Here is a 24,472-nt window from a genome sequence, read left to right on the forward strand (position 1 = left end):
GCAACAAAACAATTTTCAACGCGCTTACTGGACCGAAAAGATAAACAATAGAGTGAATTTGAACTGGGTTTTAAATACGTTAGCATCAAAATGATCTCAATATTACCTTGGGCACTTTATAAAAAATTAAGTGAAAATAAATATGAAAATAACCTTACCCCCCGAATCTCCAATGTTATCAAAAGACTTTACCTTTGGCGTTGCAACCGCGTCTTTCCAAATAGAAGGGGCTGCCGATACCCGCCTACCTTGTATTTGGGATACCTTTTGTGCGCAAGCAGGTAACATTCGGGATGGTTCTGATGGCAAGCAAGCCTGTGAGCACGTTAAGTTATGGCAACAAGACGTTGAACTTATCGAATCGCTTAATGTAGATGCTTATCGATTTTCTATTTCATGGCCTAGGGTGATAAAACAAGACGGAAGTCTTAATCAAGACGGCGTTGATTTTTACATCCATCTATTAGACAGGCTCAATGCTAAAGGCATTAAGCCTTACGTGACGTTATATCACTGGGATTTACCGCAACATATTGAAGATGAAGGCGGCTGGCTTAACCGTAAAACGGCATATTTATTTCAAGCCTATGTAGAGAAAATCGTTACCGCGCTAGGTGACAGAGTTTACTCGTACGCCACATTTAATGAACCTTTCTGTAGTGCATTTTTAGGGTATGAAATTGGCATTCACGCGCCAGGAAAAGCTAAGGTTGCCTATGGGCGTCAAGCTGCTCATCATATATTGCTTGCCCATGGATTAGGCATGCAAATATTGCAACAACTTAGCCCCAATACAGAAAACGGTATAGTGCTGAACTTTACCCCATGCTACCCACACACAGATGCTCCCGCTGACATTACCGCTGCCAGAAAAGCAGACGAATATATGAACCAATGGTATATCAAACCGCTATTTGATAAATGTTATCCCGATATCATTAATGATTTAGCATCAACAGACCGTCCTATTATTGAGGCTGGCGACTTTGATATCATTGCCCAAAAAATTGATTTTCTCGGGATTAACTTTTACACCAGAGCGGTATATAAAGCACATCCAGATACCCTGTACACCCAAATTGATATGGTTAACGCTCCGAAAACAGATATCGGCTGGGAAATATACCCACAGGCCTTTACCGACTTATTAGTCTCTCTGAACCAAGCATATACTCTGCCCCCTATTTTTATTACCGAAAATGGCGCAGCAATGGCAGATAAGTTAATCAATGGTAAGGTGATGGATACAGATCGCATCGACTATTACCAATCCCACCTGAACGCGGTTAATGACGCTATTTCTAAAGGAGTTAATGTAAAAGGTTATTTTGCATGGAGCTTAATGGATAACTTTGAATGGGCTGAAGGCTACTTAAAGCGGTTCGGGATTGTTTATGTTGATTATCAAACCCAACAACGTACCATAAAAGCCAGCGGTCTTGCTTACCGTGACTTAATTGGTTCTCGTTAACGGCTCACGATGACATAGTCAAAAATTCAGAATAATAAGAGGCTAAGATGGTCAGCATAAAAGAAAAGATCGCCTATGGACTGGGTGACACAGCCAGTAATATTGTATTTCAAACAGTGATGTTGTTTCTCACTTTTTTCTACACCGACATTTTTGGGATCTCTCCTGCATTTGTGGGTACCATGTTTTTAGCTGTTAGACTAATTGACGCGATAACCGATCCTTTGATGGGCGCGCTTGCAGATAGAACCAACACCCAATGGGGAAAATTTCGTCCCTATTTGCTTTGGTTTGCCGTTCCCTTTGGCATTATCAGTGTATTAGCCTTTACCACCCCTGATTTAGGTGAAGAAGGCAAAATGGTATATGCCTTTGTCACCTATACCGCACTAATGATGGTCTATACCGCAATTAACATTCCATACTGTGCCTTGGGAGGGGTATTAACCGCCGATCCTAAAGAGCGCGTATCGATTCAATCCTATCGCTTTGTGTTTGCGATGTTAGGGGGATTACTGGTGTCGGGTTTGACCTTGCCTTTGGTCGACTTTTTAGGCCAAGGTGATAAAGCTAAAGGTTACCAACTGACCATAGCAGCCATGAGTATCCTTGGCGTCGCGATGTTTTTAACCTGCTTTTGGGGAACCAAAGAGCGCTTACATCCTCCCATTGACCAACAATCTAGCTTCAAGCAAGACTTAGGTTTTTTACTCAAAAACGACCAATGGCGCATTCTTTCTATCGCAGCTGTGTGTTTACTTTCGGGTATGGTATTAAGAACCAGTCTGGCCATCTATTACGTCAAATATTTTTTGAAAATGCCTGATTCAATTACTTTATTTATTACTTTAGGAATGTTGGGTAATATTTTTGGCTGTATGCTAGCGCAACCCTTAGCCAAAAGAGTGTGTAAAGTAAAAGCCTACATTACCTTACAACTCATTGCTGCTGCCTTGTGTGTTGTTAGCTACTTTGTGGCAGCAGAACAAACTGTGTTAGCTTTTGCCATGTTTATCCTTTGGGGATTTGCCTTCAATATGGCCACACCTCTGCTGTGGGCAAAGATGGCTGATGCGGTTGACTACGGCCAATTTAAAACAGGCGTACGCATAACCGGTATGATTTATTCATCGATTATTTTCTTTATAAAGCTTGGTGTTGCGATTGGTGGCGCTGCCGCGGGTTGGTTGCTTTCAGGCTATGGCTATCAAGCAGACACAACGCAAACCTCTGAAGCATTAAATGGCATTTTACTGTCATTCACTCTTTATCCTGCAGTGGGTTCGATACTGGTTGCTATCGTCATGCGCTGGTATATTTTAGATTCAAACAAAGTAGATGAAATACATTTAGCGCTGAATAAACAACATTAAGTTAACACTATTGTTGACGTAAAAATGACACAAGCTAAGGTTTAAGTCACTGATATAAAACTCAATAGACATAAGCCTTAGTCGTTATGTGACTAAGTTATCATGCGATTTTAAGACTAAGGTTCCTAATTAAAGATAAATCATGCTAATCTTCTGCCGATTTTAACAAATACAAGAATCAAGCAATTATGGCTACAATTTACGATGTCTCTGTGTTGGCTGGTGTGTCTCTCGCAACCGTGTCGCGAGTAATGAATAACAACACTAAAGTCAGCGACAAAACACGCCAAAAAGTATTAGATGCGATGGCCTCATTAGGTTATCGCCCGAATACCATTGCCCAATCGCTTGCTTCAAACTGCTCTAACAGTATTGGTGTACTTGTCTCACAATTAGATGGTCCTTTTTATGGGCCTATGATGACAGAGATAGAAACCGCGCTTCGCAGTGCCAACAAGCATGTGATCATTGCTGCAGGTCACGCCGATGAAGAACAAGAAAAAGACGGGGTAGATTTTTTAATGAGTCGCGGCTGCGATGCATTAATCTTAGATGTAGAGGCCGTATCTGATGAGTTTTTGCTGCAACTGCATAATGGCAATACCCCTATTGTATTGATAAACCGCTATATTGAATCGATGAAAGAAAATTGTATCTTTCTTGAAAACGAACGCGGTGGTTACATGGCAACAGATTATATTTTGTCTCTTGGTCATAAAGATATTGCCTATATTTCTGGGCCTATGTACAAACGCGATGCCAGAGATCGCTTGCAAGGTCATCAAAGAGCGCTGTCTGAACATGGAATTATGTTTGATCCCGCGTTGTGGTTTGAAGGTAACTTCCGCGAATTTGGCGGAAGTGATGCCATGAATCACCTACTTTCATTAAACAAAAAATTTACCGCTGTGGTGTGCGCCAGTGATCAAATGGCCTCTGGTGCAATTGCGGTGTGTTTGGAACAAGGCATAAAGGTGCCTGAAGATATCTCTTTTATCGGTTACGATAACATCCCGTTTCCCCAGTACATTTCTCCCAAACTGACAACTGTCAGTAACCCCATTAATGAAATGGGAAAAATGGCCGCTTTGTGGGTTTTACAGCATGTGTATAAAGATAAAAAAGTGAATGTGAACTGCTCGTTTTCACCTGAATTGTTTGTCCGAGACTCAGCCAAAAGCATCATCTAACGCCAGTTGTATGTTATTGGGGCGCATCATGTTGCGCAAAAACCAATCAGTGATACTCCCTCTAATGCCCGTCAGTGTCGGTTTACCTTAAGTATCGGTTTATTGGTAAATAACCTCATTGGGTGATGATGAATGTTTATGATACCAGTCGCACCATTCAGCGTTTATGACAGTGAAGTAACGCACTACACCGAGGAGGATGAGAAGTTGGAACCCAAACCAAGACCCACTATGCACGCGTAACTTCCCCTTGTGAACAGCGAAAAGTTCAAGCTTGATAGTCTGACAATAAACATACAAGTTTTAGCTAATATTCACCTCTTAAGCTAAATGAAGGTTGAATAGCGGTATTTTTGTAAAAGTTTAACCGCCAACTATCCCCCCCTTCAGAAAATTAAAATCTTCTTAATAAACAGCTTTACTACAGAAAGCGCTTACATATTTAACAACTATTGTTACAATTACTTTTTCATATAATACAGCAAATTACCATTTACCCATGATTTTGCAACACAAACAAGTTAACAATATGTTGTTATTTTTGGTCATTTTAATTGACTCAAGTCACAAATTACACTAGGTTTATGTAAGCGCTTACATAAACCAACCAAACTCAATGTTTCGCTTTTGTAAAATAATAAATCGGTTTGCGTATTTCTTCGTAAACTATTAGAACAAATAGAATCTAGTCAATGGGGATTTCCTAGATGAAAACAAGAACATTTACCAAAACTAAGCTAGCGACAAGCTTATCGCTTGTACTCGGTTTAGGTTCAATGATGCCTGCTCATGCTGCAGAAGAAGCTGGTGATGAAAATATTGAAGTGATTCAAGTTACGGGTATCCGTGGCAGTTTAGTCAAATCAATGGATGTCAAACGCAGTTCAAATGGTATCGTTGATGCAATCAATGCGGAAGATATTGGTAAGTTTCCAGATACTAATTTAGCGGAGTCTTTACAACGTATTTCAGGCGTATCAATTGACCGTCAAAATGGTGAAGGCAGTAAAGTGACTGTGCGTGGTTTCGGTCCAGACCGTAACTTAGTCATGTTGAACAACCGCCAAATGCCAACGACGACGGGTTCACGCTCATTTGATTTTGCTAACGTCGCCTCTGAAGCGATCAGTGCTGTTGAAGTAGAAAAAACCAGCCAAGCGAAAAACTCTACAGGTGGTATCGGCGCTACAATTAACGTACTAACCCAGCGTCCGCTAAACAACCCTGGTCAAAAAGCCTCCTTTGGTGTTAAAGCTGTTGATGATACTTCAACAGATAAAGGTAACATTACTCCAGAGTTATCAGCCTTATATTCAAATACTTTTGCTGATGATAAGTTTGGTATATCTATTTCTGCCAGCTATCAAGATCGCGAAAGTGGTAACCAGCAAGCTCAGGTAGGAACTGGCTGGCGTAGTTTTCCTGGCAGTGTCGATCAAGATTGGAGCGGTTCTCCAGGCGCTAACCCAGAATGGGGTGGCGTGCCAAAAGATGCCAATCAAATTAATCGTCCGGGCGATAACGATGTCTATTCTGTTCCTCAAACCACCATTTACCGTTTTGAAGAACAACAACGTAAACGTACCAATGGTCAATTAGTGCTGCAATATGAACCTGTTGAGAATGTACGTACTACGCTTGACTATACCTATATGCAAAATGATGTAGATACTCAGTCACATGACGTATCGGCATGGTTTAACTTTGTGCCCACTCAAGAAAGCACTTGGTCTGACGGCCCAGTGTCTTCACCGTTAGTTTATTCAGAAACCTATCCTGGTGGTGGTGCAGACTTATCTATGGCTGCGGGTGATTTTGGTACTCGTGATGAAGGCGGCTCTTTGGGCTTCAACGTAGAATGGGATGCCAGTGATGCACTGTTTTTAGAGCTTGATTACCATAATTCCTATGCTGAGCGTTCACCAAACAGCCCTAACGGCAGTAACAGCAACTTAAGTACTGCAGCGTTTATCCGTACCAGTGCCGCCACTGACTTTACCGGTGATGTGCCTGTTCTGGCTGTGGGGAACGGTAACAATGTCCGTCCTGAAGATATGCGTATTACAGGGTCAGTATTTGGCAATGCGGTCAACCGTTCTGAAATAGAACAATTACAAATTTCAGGTACCTATGATTTTGAAGAAGCTGGCAGCATCGATTTTGGTATTGCGGCTACGGATGTTAATAATCATTCTCAATCAGTTAACGTACAACGTAACGACTGGGGTGGCGTTGGCGCTGCGGGTGATTTAGATGCAGCATGGTTCCCTGCAGATACCGTTCAAGATAAGTTTGACGGTTCAAAAGGTAACTTTGGCAGTTATGAAGGTAGTGCATCAACCGATCCTTTAAACACCATTTTCCTTTGGGACTTCGAAGCCGTTCGTGCTCGTGCTGCTGAATTATATGACTCAAGTGCGGTAGGTGATTGTGGAAATGGTTTCTGTCCATCTACCGATTACGCTAGCGATACCGACCGTTTTACTGAAGAAAAATCTAAATCTGCGTATATACAATATAACTATTTTGGTGAAATCGGCGACATGCCATTCGATGTTCACTTAGGTCTTCGTTACGAAAAAACCGATGTAGAATCAACCTCTGCAGTATCAGAGTACGGTAGTGCAACGTGGATAGCGGAAACAGAAATTGCAGTTAACCCAACAGGTGAGCGAATTTTCTTAACTGAAACGGGTGATTACGATTACTACCTACCCAATGTAAACTTCAATATTGAAGTTGTAGACGATGTTTATCTACGTGCTGCATACAGTGAAACCATTGGCCGCCCTGATTACACCTCTATTCAAGGCGGTACAGTGGTAGGCACATTAGCTAACCGTGGTGGTGGTAGTGGTACTAAGGGTAACCCTGGTTTATTACCGCTAGAATCGACTAACTACGATGTCTCTGCGGAATGGTATTTTGCTGAAGGTAGCTACGCTTCTGTAGGCTACTTCCGTAAAGATGTGACCAACTTCATCGACAATGGTGTCGTTGAATCAAACATTTATAACATTCCAGATCCATCACACAGTAAGTATGTCGATGAAGCAATCGCTGCGGGTCAAACAACGGCTATTGCTCAACGTCAGTGGATTTATGATAACTACGGCGCAACAGATCCAAACGTGACCATTAACCCTGCTAACGGCAACATCGAAATTACCGGTAATCCAGGTGATGATGATTTACTGTTCTTAATCAATCAACCTACCAACGACAGCGAAAGCTCAGTGATTGATGGTTGGGAATTTGCAGTGCAGCATTTCTTCGGTGAATCAGGTTTCGGTATGCAAGCTAACTACACCTTAGTGAATGCCGGTGACAGTTATGACAATGCAAACTTAAATCGCCCAGGTGATTTACCACAAAATGTTGAAGTTGGTATCAGTGATACTGCAAACATTGTGGCCATGTACGAAAACTACGGTGTTACCGCGCGTGTTGCATGGAACTGGCGTGATGAGTTCTTAAATGCAACGGGTAACAATACGGGTGCTAACCCTCAATATACCGAAGCATACTCGCAAGTTGACTTCAGCATTGGTTATGACATTCCTCAAGTTGAAGGCTTAACTGTGTTCATTGAAGGGTTGAACATTACCAATGAAACAACTCGCGTGCATGGTCGTGCAAATGAGCAAGTCCTTAACTACACCCAAACAGGTGCTCGTTATGGCTTAGGTGCGCGTTACACCTTCTAACAAATAGCTCATTCAATTCTGTCCAATTGAATGAGCCGCTTTTCCCTTTAGGTCGTTTGGGGTGGCCACAACCACCTCTTTTTTTACATGGATAATAAAACTCGGCAATAGGGATATTGCCTATTTTTTTAAATCAAAAACAATCAAATTAACACTTGAAAGTGCTTACATTTTAATGAATTCTAAACTAACCCATGTTTTATCGTGCTTAGTGAGTACATTAACCTGTGAGTATTACAGCACTATGCTGATGCCAACATAAGCACCAAAACAACATAACAAAGCAGTAACAGTAGGCAGAGTCGATGCAAAAAGCAGTAACCAAAATAGTCATAGTCGGTGGCGGCACCGCAGGTTGGATCACTGCCGGATTAATAGCAGCCGAACACAATGCTGATAATGGTCGTCTCTCCCCTTCACCTAAATTAGATATCACCTTGATAGAATCTCCCGATGTACCCACTATTGGGGTTGGTGAAGGTACTTGGCCATCGATGCGCTCTACCCTACAAAAAATAGGCATCGATGAAACCACGTTTTTATTGCAATGTGATGCTAGCTTCAAACAAGGTTCTCGTTTCATAGACTGGCAAGAAACCTCTAAACCGTCTACTACAAACAATATGCCTAATGGACAACACAGTTACCTCCACCCTTTTAGCCTGCCTATTGGTGAACCTCAATTTGCTATCGCCCCTTTTTGGCTGCCACACAAAGCCCAGATAAGTTTTGCTGATGCTGTTTGCCAGCAAAATCAAGTCAGTCAACATGCATTGGCACCGAAACAAATTTCCACCTCAGAATACAGCTTTATCAACAATTACGGCTATCATTTGAACGCTGGTAAATTTAGTCAATTATTACAACAACATTGCACTAAAAATTTAGCGGTAAAGCATATTATCGACCACGTCACTGATATTGTTCTGGTGGATGAAACAACACAAACTGACTTACCAAAGGGTGATATTAGCCATGTGCTAACCCAACAACAGGGTCAAATCCATGCCGATTTATTTATTGATTGCACGGGCGTCAAATCTTTACTGCTGGGTGAAAAATTAGCCGTGCCTTTTATTAACCAAAAACATGTATTGTTTAATGACTCTGCACTGGCAATACAAGTCCCCTACGCCGAGGATAATAGCCCGATTGCCTCTTGTACCCATTCAACGGCACAAACACACGGTTGGATTTGGGATATTGGCTTACCTAGCCGTCGTGGTGTTGGCCATGTTTATTCATCATCACACACAAATGATGAGCAAGCTTTGCAACAACTTATGGCCTATCTTAAACCTGACTTAGGCGAAAAAGCGGCTGACATTTCGCCACGAAAATTGAATATAGCCCCAGGACATCATCAGATTTGTTGGAAAAACAATTGTGTTGCTGTCGGAATGGCTGCAGGGTTTATTGAACCGCTTGAAGCTTCAGCTCTTGCACTTGTCGAATGGACAGCAAAAGCCGTTGCCACCCAATTACCGCCCACTCGTGGCACGATGGACACCATTGCCAAACGGGTTAATCAGCAATTTCAACACCATTGGCAGCAAATTATTGAGTTTTTAAAGCTGCACTATGTGATAAGCAATAGAAGCGACAGTGACTATTGGCATGACCATAGAGCAGCGACTTCGATACCAGATGCCTTGACAGAGCAACTAGCACTATGGCGACACCAAGCGCCCAGTCAGCATGATTTTATTTACCGCGAGATGCTATTTCCGGCGGCCAGTTATCAATTTGTACTGTACGGAATGCAATTTGAAACCCAACCTCAGGCGCAGCTTAAACCGTCGATGAAACAACAAGCACAACAATTATTTACCGAAAACATCCAAAGAATCTCTCGTTTAAGGCAGGTATTGCCCACCAATAGGGCGTTGTTAAACCAACTAAAATTAAACGGTTTTTCAAAAATATAGTACTTAGGGCTTTAATGAATTAGAACAATAATCAAGCCTCAAATAACAATAAACATAAATAGGACAACAACATGACCCAACATGTATTACTGAATAGTGTGGAACACAAAGACCTCAAAGTGATCACTGAACGCTCAGCAAAATACGGTGACAATTTATGGTATACGGTCACATTTCCACTTGAATTTCGTAGTGTGCAGGCTCACTACCCGATCTTTTTCCACAAAGATGCAGCTACGGGTCAATTTTATGCTGTCGCATTATTCGGTTTTAGCAATGAAGATAACCTGTTTTTAACTGACAAGGGCTGGGATGCCTCCTATGTGCCACTGACAATACGCCGCCAACCATTTCTAATCGGTAAACAAGTGGTGCGTGAAGATGGCATCGAGCAAGAACAGCATGTCATTCATATCGATATCGACCATCCTAGAGTCAATAAAGAGCAAGGTGAAGCTGTCTTTCACCCCTTCGGCGGCAATACCGATTATTTAGATGAAGTGGGTGATATGTTAGCTGCGATTCACCAAGGCTTGAATGATAGCAAGGTGTTTATTGATATATTGCTTGAACATGATCTATTGGAATCGTTTACCCTCGATATTGAATTAGACAATGGTGAAAAACATCAAATGATCGGTTTTTACACCATCAATGAAGAAAAACTCAATATGCTTGAAGGCGCTGTGCTGGCCAAACTTCATCAACAAGGCTATTTGCAGGCCATTTATATGTCGATGGCGTCTCAATCTAATGTGCGCGGGTTACTTGATCGTAAAAACGCACAGCACAAAAATAGATAAGCATAATGGCTACCCCGTTGCATAACCACACGCCCCCATTCGCTAACTCAGCGGTACAAAATTGCGTGCCTGAATATACTGATTGCACGCTTGATGAATTGTATCAACGAATAGAAAGTGCCGATACACCTATGATTTTCAAAGGTCTTTGTCGTCACTTCCCACTGGTTCAAGCAGGACTTGAATCAACCAAAACCGCAATGGATTATTTGTTACAACATTACACGGGGCAACCTGTAACAGCCTATTATTTGCCACCAGAACAACAAGGCCGAGTATTTTACAACCAACAAATTGACGGTTTTAATTATCAAGCAGGCCGGCTCGACTTAGCGCAAATATTTGAGCGTTTACAAGCTGAATCACTACACCAGACTCCTGCAAGTGTGTATATGGGCTCGACCAATATACAACAATACTTCCCTAGCCTGTTTGCCGACAATTGCTTGCAGTTTTCACAGGTTAATCCAATGGCAAACATATGGTTAGGCAATCAAACTCGCGTGGCCGCACATTTCGATTTTCCGCACAATTTGGCCTGTAACATGGTCGGTAAACGCACATTTACCTTATTTCCACCAGAACAAATTGCCAATTTATATATTGGCCCGATGGTATTTGCGCCTGGCGGCCAAGAAATCAGCATGGTTAATTTTGACCAACCCGATTATGACAAATTCCCTAAATTCAAAGATGCCTTAGCGGCCTCTTTTACCGCAGCACTTGAACCCGGTGACGTGTTATTTATCCCAAGCATGTGGTGGCACCATGTACGGGGCGTTGAAGATTTTAATGTGCTCATTACCCATTGGTGGCGTGATACACCGGCATTTTTGGGACGCCCCAATAATGCCCTATTGCACAGTATGCTTAGCCTTAGATCATTACCCAAAGCGCAGCGCAAAGCCTGGAAAGCGTTATTTGACTATTACATTTTTGAGCACGATGACATTGATGAGAGCCATATCCCTGATAATGCCAAAGGCATGCTCACCAAACCGATTGATGAGTTAAACGCGCGCAAATTACGAGCTGATTTAACCAATAAATTAAAACGCTAACCGAATAAGAATAAATATACCCAAGAGGTAAACCGAATGAAGACAGCAATCAAAAAAGTGGTTATTGCCGGTGGCGGCACTGCAGGTTGGATGGCCGCTGCTGCGTTAACAAAGTTGATGGGCAAACACATTGACGTGGTATTAGTCGAATCTGATGATATTGGCACTGTTGGCGTAGGGGAAGCCACCATTCCAACATTGCATATTTTTCACCGTCTATTAGGTTTAAAAGAACAAGACGTAATGGCAGCAACTAACGCCACCTTTAAGCTAGGCATTAATTTTGAAAACTGGCATGACGTAGGCAAGGATTACCTACACTCATTTGGCTTTTTAGGTAAAGACTGCTGGGCTTGTGGCTTTCAACACTTTTGGCTTAAAGGCAAGCAACAGGGTATGGTCAGCGAAATAGGCGACTACTGCACCGAACATCTCGCCGCTCGCCAAGGCCGGTTTGCCATATTACCCAATCAGGATTACAACCATGCATATCATATGGATGCCAGTCTCTATGCGAAGTTTTTACGTAAAATGGCTGAAGCGAATGGCCTGACTCGCATTGAAGGTAAAATTACTGATGTCCAGTTGCATGACCATAATGGCTATATCAAAGCGCTGCAACTTGATAATGGCGAATTAATTGAGGGTGATTTATTCATTGATTGCACCGGATTTAGAGCCTTGCTGATAGAACAAACCTTAAATACAGGTTTTGATGATTGGAGCCATTACTTACCTTGCGATAGCGCAATTGCCGTACAAACAAAATCAGTCAATACCCCACTGGCTTATACCCGTTCAATTGCCCGTGAGTCGGGTTGGCAATGGCGAATTCCATTACAAAGCCGTACCGGTAACGGTTTTGTATTTTGCAGTAAATATATGACAGATCAAGAAGCCATCGACACCTTAATGGCCAACATTGAAGGCGAGCCCCTAAATAAACCAAGAGTGATTAAATTCAAAACAGGAACACGTCGTCAACACTGGAATAAAAACTGTATTGCTGTAGGTTTATCATCAGGCTTTTTAGAACCGTTAGAATCCACCAGCATTCATCTTATTCAACGCAGTATCGTGCGCTTAATGCAGCAGTTCCCTTCTCAGGGAATTGATCAAACGGATATCAACGAATTTAACCAACAAATCAAGTTAGAAATGGATAATATTCGCGACTTCATTATTTTACATTACAAAGTCACCGACCGCGAAGACAGCCGTTTTTGGCGTTACTGTAAGAACATGCCTATACCAGCATCACTGCAACACCGCATCGATATGTTCAGCCAATCGGGTAAAGTGTACAAATACGGTAATGAATTATTTGGTGAAAGCTCTTGGATCCAAGTAATGATGGGCCAAGGGATCATGCCAAAAGAGTATCATCCGATTGTCGATATGATGGAAACTGAAGAGTTAGCCAGTTTTTTAAATAACATTAAATCGACAGCAAAACGTAAAGTAGAGACCTTGCCACCCCATTTCGATTTTATTAATCATTACTGTAAAGCAAACATAGTGTAAACAGCGTTGACTGAACAATATGAAGTTAACCATAACTAACAAGGATAGAGACCATGTCGTCCCAAACGACTCACTCGAATCATGTTAATCCTGTGCAAAATTCCACTGACAGTATTATCACTGTCAGTGGTTTCAAGCCGCAGGTTTGCTATATAGGGCAAGAGCAAACCCCCGTAATTATTATCGACAACTTTGCAGATGAACTATCCACTTTACTGGGTATTGCTCGTCAACAGGCGGTATTTACAAAAGATGATGGTTCCTACTATCCTGGTGTGAGGGCCCCACTGCCTCAGCGCTATGCCATTGAAGTGATAAATCAGGTATTTCAGTTAATTTACGATGTCTATACGGTGCCACACCACTTGCGAATAAAACCGAAAATATTGTCATTTTCATTAATCAGCCAAGCCCCCGAAAGTTTAATGCCTTTGCAGCGTTTGCCACATTTTGACACACCAGAGCCCTACTACTTTGCCATATTGCACTACCTCAACGAGGCTCCCCATGGCAATACGGCCTTTTTTAGACACAAAAATACGGGTTTTGAACGGGTGAATGAAGCCAGAATGGAGCATTACTTCACTTCAGCAAACGCATTTTTAACTGAAAATGCTAAAAACACGCCAGAGTATTTTGTTCAAAGCGATCAACATTACGACATTTATCATCAAATTGAATACCAACCCAATCGCCTGGTGATTTACCCAGGCAACTTGCTGCATTCAACCTTAGTGAATTTACACACAGATATTGATGATGATCCTAATACTGGTCGTCTCACTGCCAACATCTTTATTAATTTCAAATAACATAAGGAACACGTTATGGATATGCCTTGGTGCGTTATAACGCCTAGCAACAAAAAGAAAGCGCTTACAGTCTGCATCGCTACTATTTTATGTGCAGGTACGGCGGATACCGCATCGGCGGCTCACCCAAGTATTACACCACAAACCATACACAGCTTAACTGTATTACCTGACAGTGAAAAACAGCGTATTGGTGATCGTATTGCCAAAGTGGAAGATGAAATCAACCGCTTATTGCCATTACTGACTTTAGAGGAAAAAGTGTCGCTAGTGCATGCTGCGGGTAAATTTCATATTCCGGCAATTGAACGTTTAGGGATCCACGAAATGTGGATGTCTGATGGTCCCCACGGTGTCCGCTACGAAATTGACCGTGATTCATGGGCTCCGGCGGGATGGACCAATGACTACTCCACATACCTGCCCCCTCTTACTGCCGTTGCCGCCAGCTGGGATGAAAACATGGCTAAGCTGCATGGTAATGTTTTAGGTGCTGAAGCTCGACACCGTAACAAAGATCTTATTCTGGGACCTGGGGTGAACCTTGCCCGTCTGCCACTCTACGGCCGTAATTTTGAGTATATGGGTGAAGATCCTTTTTTAGCCGCAAGACTTGTGGTGCCAACCGTAAAAGCGATTCAGGCTAATGATGTGGGCGCGACCGTCAAACACTATGCGTTAAATACCCAAGAACTTAACCGAACTGGTGTTAACGCCACCCCCGACGAGCGAACCTTACGTGAAGTATATTTACCGGCGTTTGAAGCTGCAGTAAAGCAAGCTAACGTGCATGCGATTATGGGGGCTTATAATGAATTTAGAGGCACAAATGCTAACCAAAGCGAACACTTAGTCAAAACCATTTTAAAAGGTGAATGGGGTTATCAAGGGGTGCTGTTGACGGACTGGAATGTTGACATTAATACCTACGATGCTGCGATGAATGGTCTTGATATTGAAATGGGCACTGATGTTGCCAGCTTTGATGAATATTTTATGGCAAAACCGCTATTAGCGATGATCAAAGAAGGTAAAATTCCTGAGTCAATCTTAGACGATAAAGTCGCACGTATTTTACGAGTGCAATTAAGTATCGGCATGATGGATAAACAACGTTTATCCGGCGAACGAAATACCGATAGTCACCGCCAGGATGCCAGAACCATTGCGACCAATGGTGTGGTGTTACTGAAAAATGATAGCCAAGTTTTACCGTTACACGCCGCTAAAATAAACAATATTTTGGTACTTGGCCCCAATGCAGATAAACGTCATGGATTTGGTGGCGGCTCTTCTGAGGTAAAAGCATTATATGAAATTACCCCACTTGATGGCTTAAAAGCCAAACTGGGCGACAAAGTCAACATCACATTAATGCGTCCTGCCAGCAGCCAATTTATGCCCATTTCCAATGACTATCTCACCACTCGTCACTGGACAGGCACGCCATCGTGGCAAATTAATTATTATCAAGATACCGCTATGACCCAGATAGCAAGCGAATCTTGGATAGCCGATCCACAATTTGATGCAAAAGGACAAACTCAGTCGATTGAGATTAAAGCCAATATTAAACCTATGGAATCAGGTAACCACAGTTTCAACATCAAAGCCGATGGTCAGGTTGCACTGCTTATAAACGACAAGCCGTTAATTCCGCAATCAAAGGCACAAGCCAATAAGATAGTATCTGCATCCATGCCATTGGAGGCAGGAGAAACCTATACAGTCAGTTTCCGTTACCAAGGCGATAAGCAAGCAACCTTAGGCTGGGAAACACCGAATAGTTTATATCACAGTGAAAGTGAATATCTCGCGGCAGTAAAAAAAGCTGATGCGGTAATTTACTTTGGTGGGCTTAGTCATGCTGACGATAGAGAGTCCATCGACAGACCTGATATGGTATTACCAGGCCAGCAAGATGAAGTGATATCCAAATTGCTCAGCGCAAACCCCAATACCATAGTGATGATGATTGGGGGGTCTGCGGTGGAAATGCCCTGGGCCAATAAAGCTAAGGCATTACTTTGGGGCTGGTACGGCGGTATGGAAGCTGGCCATGCTTATGCAGATATTTTATTTGGTGACGCTAATCCAAGTGGAAAAATGCCCATTACACTCCCTAAAAAACTGACTGATACCGCTCCAATAGCACTAAATGATTACAACGCTGACACCTCGCTATATAGTGAAGGCGTTTTCATTGGTTATCGCTGGTTCGAACAACAACATATCGCGCCTGAGTTCCCATTTGGTCACGGCTTGTCATACAGCCAATTTAATTATACTGATATGACATTATCTAGCCCCAGCATAAGTGGTGACAACACCTTAACCGTGTCAGTAAACATCACCAACACAAGTAAAGTAGATGGCGCTGAAGTGGTGCAGTTGTACTTACGAGATGTCGATTCAAGCGTGCCTCGCCCAATCAAAGAACTAAAAGGCTTTGACAAGGTCTGGCTAAAAGCTGGTGAAACTCAAACAGCCCAGTTCACCTTAACTCAACGGGACTTGTCGTTTTGGGATGTTAAAAGCCATGATTGGTTAGCCGAATCAGGAGAATTTGAAATTATGCTTGGAGCTTCGGTTACCGACATCAGACTCAGTAAAAAATTCCACTACAAAACAGCAAAATAAACACTTAATAGAAATGACACAGTGATAACCACCGACTGAAGTCGCTGGTTTAGGGTTGATAATTAAAAAAGCCGGCTTATATGCCGGCTGCTTTTTGAGGTTATCTTGCGCGATTACGGCTAAAATTCATTTAATACTTTCTGCTCAGCCTCAGCAATCATGGCACTGAGCTTACCCGTTTTAGCTAATGACTTAATGGCATTATCGATAATTGGAACAAGTTCTTGACGATTGGGGTGGATATACACATACACAGGTTGCGTTTTTATGGTAGCAGGTTGCACCATCAATCCTGCCTCATATCGTTTGTTAATTGTCGCCATACCATCCATATAACTGGCAATAACAACATCAACTCTTTTCTTATTGAGCAGGTCCATCATCTTTTCTGTGGTCGCTGAATAAAACACCTTTTGCGGATTAAGGCCCAAATTTTGAGTATGTTTAACGCCCGTTAACACGCCGACATTTAATTCAGTAATATCCGCGACAGAACTGATGTTAAGAGGCGTATTTTTGCGGGTAAAAAATGCCGTTTTAATTTCATAATAAGACGTGGGGACTCTGATGAAATCAGGGTTATCTTCGCCATAACGCCATACTCGCATGATTTCACCATTTACCTGACCATCGCGCATACTGCGCTCTGCTCTTGGTGCAGGTAACATCTCAATGTCACACTGTAATTTTTGGGTGAAACAAATTTCTTGTATGATGATTTTGCCAATATTTTGAATCGATGAGTCGGCGACCCCCACAAAGTGCGTAGCACGATCATCACTCAAGGCTTGGGGAACAGTGCCCAGCAAACAGACGAATAACACCGCTTTTAATTGATACTTGCAACATCGATACGATTGAAATGACTTAAATAATATGACCAATGAATCTTTCATCGGGAGATCTCTTTTTGTTTCGCGACGTCATTACTTTTAGTGGTTGAAATACCTGCAGTCAAATTAAACCGCATCGCATCTTCAAACGACCAATCGACATTGATAAGTTCATCACGTTTTACTAAGGTTGTGATACCTGCAACCTGGTAGCTAAGTTGAAATAATACTGGCACCCAATCCCCTTCAGGCAATGCATCGGTTAACGGCTGAGGCGTATGATCGCTCATAATAAAACCAACAACATACCCGCCACTTGCCTGTTTAACAAGCACTGTTTTTTGTGTTTTTGGCTTGCCATCGCGATTCATTAAACCCGCTATGTCGCGAATACTGCCATACACAGATTTAAACAGCGGAAACTTCATTAGCTGGCGCTCTAACCAAGCATACAGCCACACTATCGGGCTAACTGAAAATAATAAACCAGCAAGAAACACAATAACAGCAACCAACATAAATCCTGCCCCCACAAACATAAAGGGAGCGCCAAGGGTGTTGAGTAGCAGTTGACCCAGGCCATCGAGTGAAATAAACAGTGACCAAAATAACCAAATAGATAGCACCATAGGTAATAAATTGGTTAGGCCACGCGCTAAAGTATTTTTCATAAAATGTCAGTTTCTTGATTGAAGTAAAAATGCCCCGACATTAAAGCAAATAAAAACGCCTTAAGCGATAACTTAAGGCGTTTTCAATCTGATTACAGAACAAAATTTGTCATTGTCTCGAACTTACTGATGTAAATCCTTTTCCATATCTTCATATGAAGTATGACGAACATCTTTACCCTTAACGTAATAAATAATGTATTCACAAATATTTTTACAACGGTCACCAACACGCTCCACAGCACGGGCGGCCCATAACACATCAAGTACACCCGGAATAGAGCGAGGATCTTCCATCATATAGGTCATTAACTGACGAATAATACCTTCATATTCTTTATCTAACTTAGCATCTTCTTTATGCAATTCAAACGCTTGCTCAGCATCCATCCGGGCTAATGCATCTAAAGTAGCATGTAATGTACGTGTAGCATGACGCCCCATACTTTCAATACTGACTAACAGCGGTTCTTGGCTTTTAGCACGTTTATCAACAGCCGCTTTTGCAATACGCACACACGCATCACCGATACGTTCTAAATCGGTAATGGTTTTTGAAATCGCTAAAATTAACCGTAAGTCACTTGCCGCAGGTTGACGTTTAGCGATGATGCGAGTGCATTCTTCATCAATTGCCACTTCCATGCCATTTACTTTATGGTCACCATCGATGACGGTTTTTGCCAGCTCGGCATCTAAGCCTGCTAATGCATCAAGCGCTTGTTCTAATTGACGCTCTACTAATCCACCCATCGCCAATACGCGGTTGCGAATATCATCCAGTTCAGCGTTGAATTGACCAGAGATATGTTTATTTAAATTCATTTTTTCCATGTTATTAACCTTAAGCTAAAAATACTGAGTCCCGTTTATGAGCTGATTTTACGTGAAGATCGATTCGAAAATTAACCATAACGCCCAGTAATATAATCTTCGGTTTTACGCTTTTTAGGCGTGGTAAATATGGTGTTGGTATCGGCATATTCAACCAATTCACCCATGTACATAAATGCAGTTTGATCTGATACACGTGCCGCTTGTTGCATGTTGTGTGTCACAATGACTACGGTATACTTTTGTTTCAACTCAGTAATTAACTCTTCAATCGTTAAGGTTGAAATAGGGTCAAGTGCTGATGTTGGCTCATCGAGTAATAATACTTCAGGTTCAATAGCTATTGCTCGGGCAATAACTAACCGTTGTTGCTGACCGCCTGATAAACCAAAGGCATTATCGTGTAAACGATCTTTCACTTCGTCCCAAATAGCCGCGCCACGTAATGAGCGCTCTGCCGCCTCATCCAAATCACGACGGTTATTCAAACCTTGTAAACGTAAGCCATAAACCACATTTTCATAAATGGATTTAGGAAACGGGTTCGGGCGCTGAAACACCATACCGACGTTACGACGTAAGGCTGCCACATCGACTTTTTTATCATAAATATTTTGACCATGAAGTAATATTTCACCGTCAATTTTACAGGTGTCAACTAAGTCATTCATCCGGTTTATGCAGCGTAACAAGGTTGATTTACCACAACCACTAGGACCAATAAATGCCGTCACCTGCTTTTTAGGGATCTTCATCGACACATCAAATAACGCCTGCTTTTCACCGTAACGTAAATCAAGGTTACGGATTTCTAAAGCAGTATCCTGTGAAGGTAAATTAGCTAAATCTACAGTGTCTGTTTGCATGTTTGAACGATCAATCGAAATCATTTTTTCTTTCCTCAGGATATCGCTATTAGTGTTCTAGCGAACGGAATTTTTCACGTAAATGGTTACGCACGCTAATTGCAGTTAAGTTTAATGCCACAATTACCGAAACTAATAAAAATGAGGTGGCGTAAACTAATGGACGCGCTGCCTCAACGTTAGGACTTTGAAAGCCGACGTCATAAATATGGAAGCCTAAATGCATAAACTTTCTTTCTAAATGTACAAATGGAAAGTTCATATCTATTGGTAAGGTAGGAGCGAGTTTCACCACACCAACCAACATCAAGGGCGCAACTTCACCGGCAGCACGCGCTACCGCAAGAATTAACCCCGTCATAATAGCTGGGCTGGCCATTGGGATAACAATGCGCCATAAGGTTTCAGCTTTGGTTGCGCCCAGCGCAAGGCTGCCTTGACGAACCGCACTAGGAATACGACTTAAGCCTTCTTCGGTGGATACGATGACCACCGGCAAGGTTAAAATCGCTAATGTCAACGCTGACCAAATCACCCCTGGCGAGCCAAAGGTTGGCGCGGGTAATGCTTCTGGGTAAAACAACTGGTCGAGTGAACCACCAAGCATATAGACGAAGAAGCCCAAACCAAAAACACCGTAAACAATTGACGGAACACCGGCTAAGTTAATCACCGCAATGCGGATCATTTTTGTAATTGGCCCTTTTTTAGCATACTCATGTAAGTAAATCGCCGCCACAACACCAAATGGCGTCACTATCACAGCCATCAACATCACCATGAATACGGTACCAAAAATGGCGGGGAATACGCCACCCTCGGTATTCGCTTCACGTGGGTCGTGGCTAACAAATCGACCTAGACCGGTAAACCAGTGACCAATTTTGCCAATAAACGACATGTGATTAACGTAGTTGACATCTAATATAGTGTCTAACTTCAAGGTCACTTCTTCGCCGCGCATATCGCGAATAATCACCGAGTCACGAGCCGCTTTATCACGTAAAGCAAATAGCGATTTTTCAAGTACTAAATAGTCTTGATTGAGCTTGGCAATACCCGCAGCAATTTCGGCTTTACGCTCAGCAGTTAAGCTATTTTCTAATTCGTACTTGCGCTCTTTCAAGCGTAAACGTTCGATTTCATAGTTAATCGAACCAATATCACTTTTTTGTAATGCTAACGCTTCATTACTGATCTCCACGGCACGATTAATATGATCAATCAGTGAAGTTTCAAGTGCTCCGCCCTCTAATGCTAAGCGTTGACCATCTTCAATGACAGCAATAGGAAAACCATAAAAGTTGCCGTTTTTGGTACGTTCAAATTTAGCCACATCCTCTGGTGTGCTACGACTGACAATATCAGTCGCAAGGATCCAACGAAAGTCTAAGCCTACAAACTCACGGTTACCGGTTTTCACTAAGTAACGCGTCACAAACTCTCCAGGGTGCTGATTGAATTTATGGCCCGCTGAAATCAAGCGCTCTGTTGGCACTTCTTCACGGTCATAAATCTCACCAATCAAGGTGCTTTTATTTCCCTGTTGGTCCTGTAACTCCCACTGATAAACATCGGCTGGCCAAAAATAACTTAGACCACGCCATGCAATCAGTAACAGTAAACCCAGCACGGCAATTAAGCTGATACTCACCGCGCCGCCAGTCATCCATATCCAGGGTGAACCTGATTTAAACCACTTACCCATTGCATAAACCTCTTAAGACGACTGCTGAAATTGTATTGATAAATATCATCATCATTCCTTAAAGTGAGCTGTATCGATCACGTAAACGTTGACGCACAACTTCTGCAATCGTGTTGAACACAAACGTGAAGATGAACAGTACGAATGCAGCCAAGAACAACACACGATAATGCGATGAACCGATAGCTGATTCTGGCATTTCAACAGCAATGTTCGCTGCCAGCGTTCTCATCCCTTCAAACACACTCCATTCCAAAATAGCCGTGTTACCTGTTGCCATCAGTACAATCATGGTTTCACCAACAGCGCGACCTAATCCCATCATAATTGCCGAGAAAATACCTGGGCTGGCGGTTAATAACACCACACGAGTCAATGTTTGCCAGTTCGTTGCACCTAGCGCCAAACTACCGTTAGACAAGTGGCGAGGCACCGAGAAAATAGCGTCTTCTGCGATAGAGAAAATTGTCGGAATAACCGCAAAACCCATCGCAATACCGACGACTAAAGCATTACGTTGATCGAAAGTGATACCGAGATCATTGGTAATAAATTGGCGGGTATTACCATCAAAAAACATCACTTCAATGGTTGGGCTAATGGCAAACGAGAACCATCCAACAAAAACAATTACCGGAATTAACATTAATTCTTGATAGATTTCTGGTAAGCGTTGTTTCCAAGTCTGCGGTAATTTGCTCCAACTAAACGCACTGACAAGAATCGCTGTTGGCAGCAAAAACAGCAGTAATAAAATACCTGGCAAATGATCTTCAATCAGCGGGGCTAACCATAAACCGGCAAGAAAACCTAAAATAACCGTCGGTAAGGCTTCCATAATTTCAATGGTAGGTTTAACCACATTACGCACTTTAGGTGTCATAAAATAAGCGGTATAAATTGCGCCTGCTATTGCCAATGGAACAGCAAAAAGCATCGCATAAAATGCTGCTTTCATGGTACCAAACGCTAAAGGCATCAAGCTGAGTTTTGCTTCAAAATCATCTGAGCCAGAAGTTGACTGCCATACATATTGTGGCTCTGGGTAGCCCTCGTACCACACTTTTTGCCACATTGCGCTCCAAGATACTTCTGGGTGGCTGTTTTCAACGGCAAACAAATGTAGTTTTTTGTCTGCTTCAACAATTAATGCATTTGAGCGTGGGCTAAACGACATCAACCCTGGATTTGGCAAGTCAAACTTCTCGTCAAATAACTCACGCTGACTGGTGGTATAAAGCAGTGTGAGTTCTCCTTCTGGGCTTAGTACCGCGAAGCTTTTACGGTAAAACTCAACCGCCATTGTGCCAATAGGCGCTAAATTATCAAATTCACGAATTTGCTGGTACAAACGGCCATTCTCACTGTTTACTTGAAAGAATTGGCTAACCACACCCGTGTCGTAACTCACAAGAATAGAACTGGCACCGGCCAGTAAATTGACCTTATTAACATTAGACCCACCGCGGGTAACGTCAATAACCTGCAATAACTCAACGGATTCTGCATCACGAATGTCATAGACATACAGCTTATTCGCGGCAGGTAAAATCAATTGACGATGATCGGGTGTCATTAAAGGCGTTAATGATTTTGATGGCGCTTCTTCAATAACAGAATGATAAGCGGTCCATTCCACTTCTTCTGTCATCATATTTTCTTCGCCATCTTGGCGATTGATATTCCACAAACCATTTTGGTCTTGGAACACGAAACTCATGCGGCTATCGGAATAATCAAAAGCTAAGTGGTATATGGCGCCATTAGGATTAATTAATAAGGGCTCATCGTTTAAATATTGCACTTTAGGCGTAATTAAACGTTGGTTGTCAGGATAAGTCACATTAAAGTCAATGCCGACCACGATAACTTCACCGCTGCTTAAACCTAAAGCAACACGTTGCTCGTTTGGACTCGACTTCACACTACTAGTCACGGTAGTGCCTTGGGGAATGCTAATCGTATGAGATGAAATAAGCTGATTCGTGACAGAAGAGTAAAAGTCAATTTGACCATTATTCGACACACGAAATAACACTTCATTTTGCTCATCACTCCCAACCATCAATGTGGGAGAATCAGTATGCTGCAGCTCAACTTTTGTAACGTGTTGAATATCAGCACCATCAAAAATAGGTTTGATAACATAAAGCAGATAGAAAAAAATCAACAATAACGCGACAAACACCATAGTGCCGCCAACAGTTACGCCAATTTGTGCTGCCTTATCCTTAAATGCCCTACGAGTTGCATAGCGATCTACGAGTAGATTTTTAGCCGCAGAACCAGGCTGACTTACCTGACTTTCCATTAAGAACCTCTATATTTAATCATTCACTAGTATTAGTGCTTTGATTGTGTAAATTACTGTGTTAACAATAAATAATTCATAACATCAAATCATTTTTCATTAACCCAATGATAAGTGGCTGCGATTATATTACGTAAAGATGACAGTAGTGTTACAGTCAAAAGTTTAATTTTTTGTAGGAGAAAAAATTTATGATGCGATATTTAGTTACTCTGCAAGCCCCTGATAGAAAAGGTTTAGTTGAACAGATTGCTAATGCGGTTAGCCGTAATAATGGTAATTGGTTAGATTCAGAAATGCGCCATATCGACGGTATTTTTGCCGCAATATTACAATTAGAACTGCCCGTTGAAAAATGGGATGAATTGGTCGATGCGCTTGAATGCATTGATGGCTTATCGCTAACTTACTCTCAAGCTAGTCAAGTCGTTCAGCCGATAAAGCATGTCAGTTACCAATTAGTCGCCTATGACCGCCCAGGCTTAGTATTGCAAATTTCTAATAGCCTCAATGCATTAGGAGTAAATATTGAGCAATTTAGTAGTCAATATGAAACCGCTGGCCATACTGGTGTCGCCTTGTTTAGGGCCAATATGCGCCTAGGGCTAACCGAACTCAACCAAGAAGAGCAAATTATCGAACAACTCTATAAGATGGGCGATGATGTGGTGCTTGATAAGGTCAGTAAAGCCACGGTGTAGGTTCTCTATTGCAGTAACATTGAACAAAATCACTATTTC

At 42.2% G+C, this 24,472-nt stretch carries 17 protein-coding genes; 11 read left to right on the plus strand and 6 right to left on the minus strand.

What is annotated here, in order from left to right; translation table 11 throughout:
- Positions 1–142: 142 nt before the first annotated feature.
- The 10 genes from OHT75_RS16590 to OHT75_RS16635 all read left to right on the plus strand — a co-directional run bounded on the left by OHT75_RS16590 (position 143) and on the right by OHT75_RS16635 (position 16,509).
- Positions 143–1,471 (plus strand): GH1 family beta-glucosidase, encoded by a 1,329-nt coding sequence (locus OHT75_RS16590; protein ID WP_264728628.1) that lies wholly within the window; start codon positions 143–145, stop codon positions 1,469–1,471.
- 47 nt (positions 1,472–1,518) lie between these two features.
- A complete protein-coding gene (locus OHT75_RS16595; RefSeq protein WP_264728629.1) occupies positions 1,519–2,844 on the plus strand; it encodes a glycoside-pentoside-hexuronide (GPH):cation symporter in 1,326 nt (441 codons plus the stop codon).
- 188 nt (positions 2,845–3,032) lie between these two features.
- Positions 3,033–4,034 (plus strand): LacI family DNA-binding transcriptional regulator, encoded by a 1,002-nt coding sequence (locus OHT75_RS16600; RefSeq protein WP_264728632.1) that lies wholly within the window; start codon positions 3,033–3,035, stop codon positions 4,032–4,034.
- Between the two features lie 707 nt (positions 4,035–4,741).
- Positions 4,742–7,741, plus strand: a complete 3,000-nt coding sequence (locus OHT75_RS16605; RefSeq protein ID WP_264728633.1) for a TonB-dependent receptor — start codon at positions 4,742–4,744, stop codon at positions 7,739–7,741.
- Positions 7,742–8,046: 305 nt separating this feature from the next.
- The gene (locus tag OHT75_RS16610; protein WP_264728635.1) at positions 8,047–9,669 is read left to right on the plus strand and encodes a tryptophan halogenase family protein; all 1,623 of its coding nucleotides are present in this window, start codon (positions 8,047–8,049) and stop codon (positions 9,667–9,669) included.
- 71 nt (positions 9,670–9,740) lie between these two features.
- Complete coding sequence (locus tag OHT75_RS16615; RefSeq protein ID WP_264728637.1) at positions 9,741–10,472, plus strand: SapC family protein; 732 nt, start codon at positions 9,741–9,743, stop codon at positions 10,470–10,472.
- Positions 10,473–10,477: 5 nt separating this feature from the next.
- Positions 10,478–11,533 (plus strand): cupin-like domain-containing protein, encoded by a 1,056-nt coding sequence (locus OHT75_RS16620; protein WP_264728639.1) that lies wholly within the window; start codon positions 10,478–10,480, stop codon positions 11,531–11,533.
- A gap of 36 nt (positions 11,534–11,569) precedes the next feature.
- Positions 11,570–13,057 carry a tryptophan halogenase family protein gene (locus tag OHT75_RS16625; RefSeq protein WP_264728641.1) on the plus strand — a complete coding sequence of 496 codons (1,488 nt, stop codon included), beginning with the start codon at positions 11,570–11,572 and terminating at the stop codon, positions 13,055–13,057.
- A 53-nt stretch (positions 13,058–13,110) separates the two neighbouring features.
- A complete protein-coding gene (locus tag OHT75_RS16630; RefSeq protein ID WP_264728643.1) occupies positions 13,111–13,869 on the plus strand; it encodes a DUF6445 family protein in 759 nt (252 codons plus the stop codon).
- 15 nt (positions 13,870–13,884) lie between these two features.
- Positions 13,885–16,509: a glycoside hydrolase family 3 C-terminal domain-containing protein gene (locus tag OHT75_RS16635; protein WP_264728645.1), complete on the plus strand. Its 2,625-nt coding sequence runs from the start codon at positions 13,885–13,887 to the stop codon at positions 16,507–16,509.
- Between the two features lie 119 nt (positions 16,510–16,628).
- Here OHT75_RS16635 and OHT75_RS16640 read toward each other — a convergent pair whose 3' ends face one another.
- The 6 genes from OHT75_RS16640 to OHT75_RS16665 all read right to left on the minus strand — a co-directional run bounded on the left by OHT75_RS16640 (position 16,629) and on the right by OHT75_RS16665 (position 23,732).
- Positions 16,629–17,405 carry a substrate-binding periplasmic protein gene (locus tag OHT75_RS16640; protein ID WP_264728647.1) on the minus strand — a complete coding sequence of 259 codons (777 nt, stop codon included), beginning with the start codon at positions 17,403–17,405 and terminating at the stop codon, positions 16,629–16,631.
- Positions 17,402–18,013, minus strand: a complete 612-nt coding sequence (locus OHT75_RS16645; RefSeq protein ID WP_264728650.1) for a DUF502 domain-containing protein — start codon at positions 18,011–18,013, stop codon at positions 17,402–17,404. The genes OHT75_RS16640 and OHT75_RS16645 overlap by 4 nt, the downstream gene beginning before the upstream one ends.
- Before the next feature lie 123 nt (positions 18,014–18,136).
- A complete protein-coding gene (gene phoU / locus OHT75_RS16650) occupies positions 18,137–18,847 on the minus strand; it encodes a phosphate signaling complex protein PhoU (protein WP_261296795.1) in 711 nt (236 codons plus the stop codon).
- Between the two features lie 71 nt (positions 18,848–18,918).
- Entirely contained in the window at positions 18,919–19,737 is an 819-nt protein-coding gene (gene pstB / locus OHT75_RS16655; protein WP_264728653.1) for a phosphate ABC transporter ATP-binding protein PstB, read from the minus strand.
- 25 nt (positions 19,738–19,762) lie between these two features.
- Complete coding sequence (gene pstA / locus OHT75_RS16660; RefSeq protein ID WP_264728655.1) at positions 19,763–21,421, minus strand: phosphate ABC transporter permease PstA; 1,659 nt, start codon at positions 21,419–21,421, stop codon at positions 19,763–19,765.
- A gap of 58 nt (positions 21,422–21,479) precedes the next feature.
- Positions 21,480–23,732 carry an ABC transporter permease subunit gene (locus OHT75_RS16665; RefSeq protein WP_264728657.1) on the minus strand — a complete coding sequence of 751 codons (2,253 nt, stop codon included), beginning with the start codon at positions 23,730–23,732 and terminating at the stop codon, positions 21,480–21,482.
- Positions 23,733–23,923: 191 nt separating this feature from the next.
- Between OHT75_RS16665 and OHT75_RS16670 the strand changes: the two genes are divergently transcribed.
- Positions 23,924–24,433, plus strand: coding sequence for a glycine cleavage system protein R (locus OHT75_RS16670; RefSeq protein ID WP_264728659.1), 510 nt, complete (start codon positions 23,924–23,926; stop codon positions 24,431–24,433).
- Positions 24,434–24,472: the final 39 nt, after the last annotated feature.

Origin of the sequence: Shewanella subflava (assembly GCF_025971955.1) — a bacterium.
GTDB lineage: Bacteria > Pseudomonadota > Gammaproteobacteria > Enterobacterales > Shewanellaceae > Shewanella > Shewanella subflava.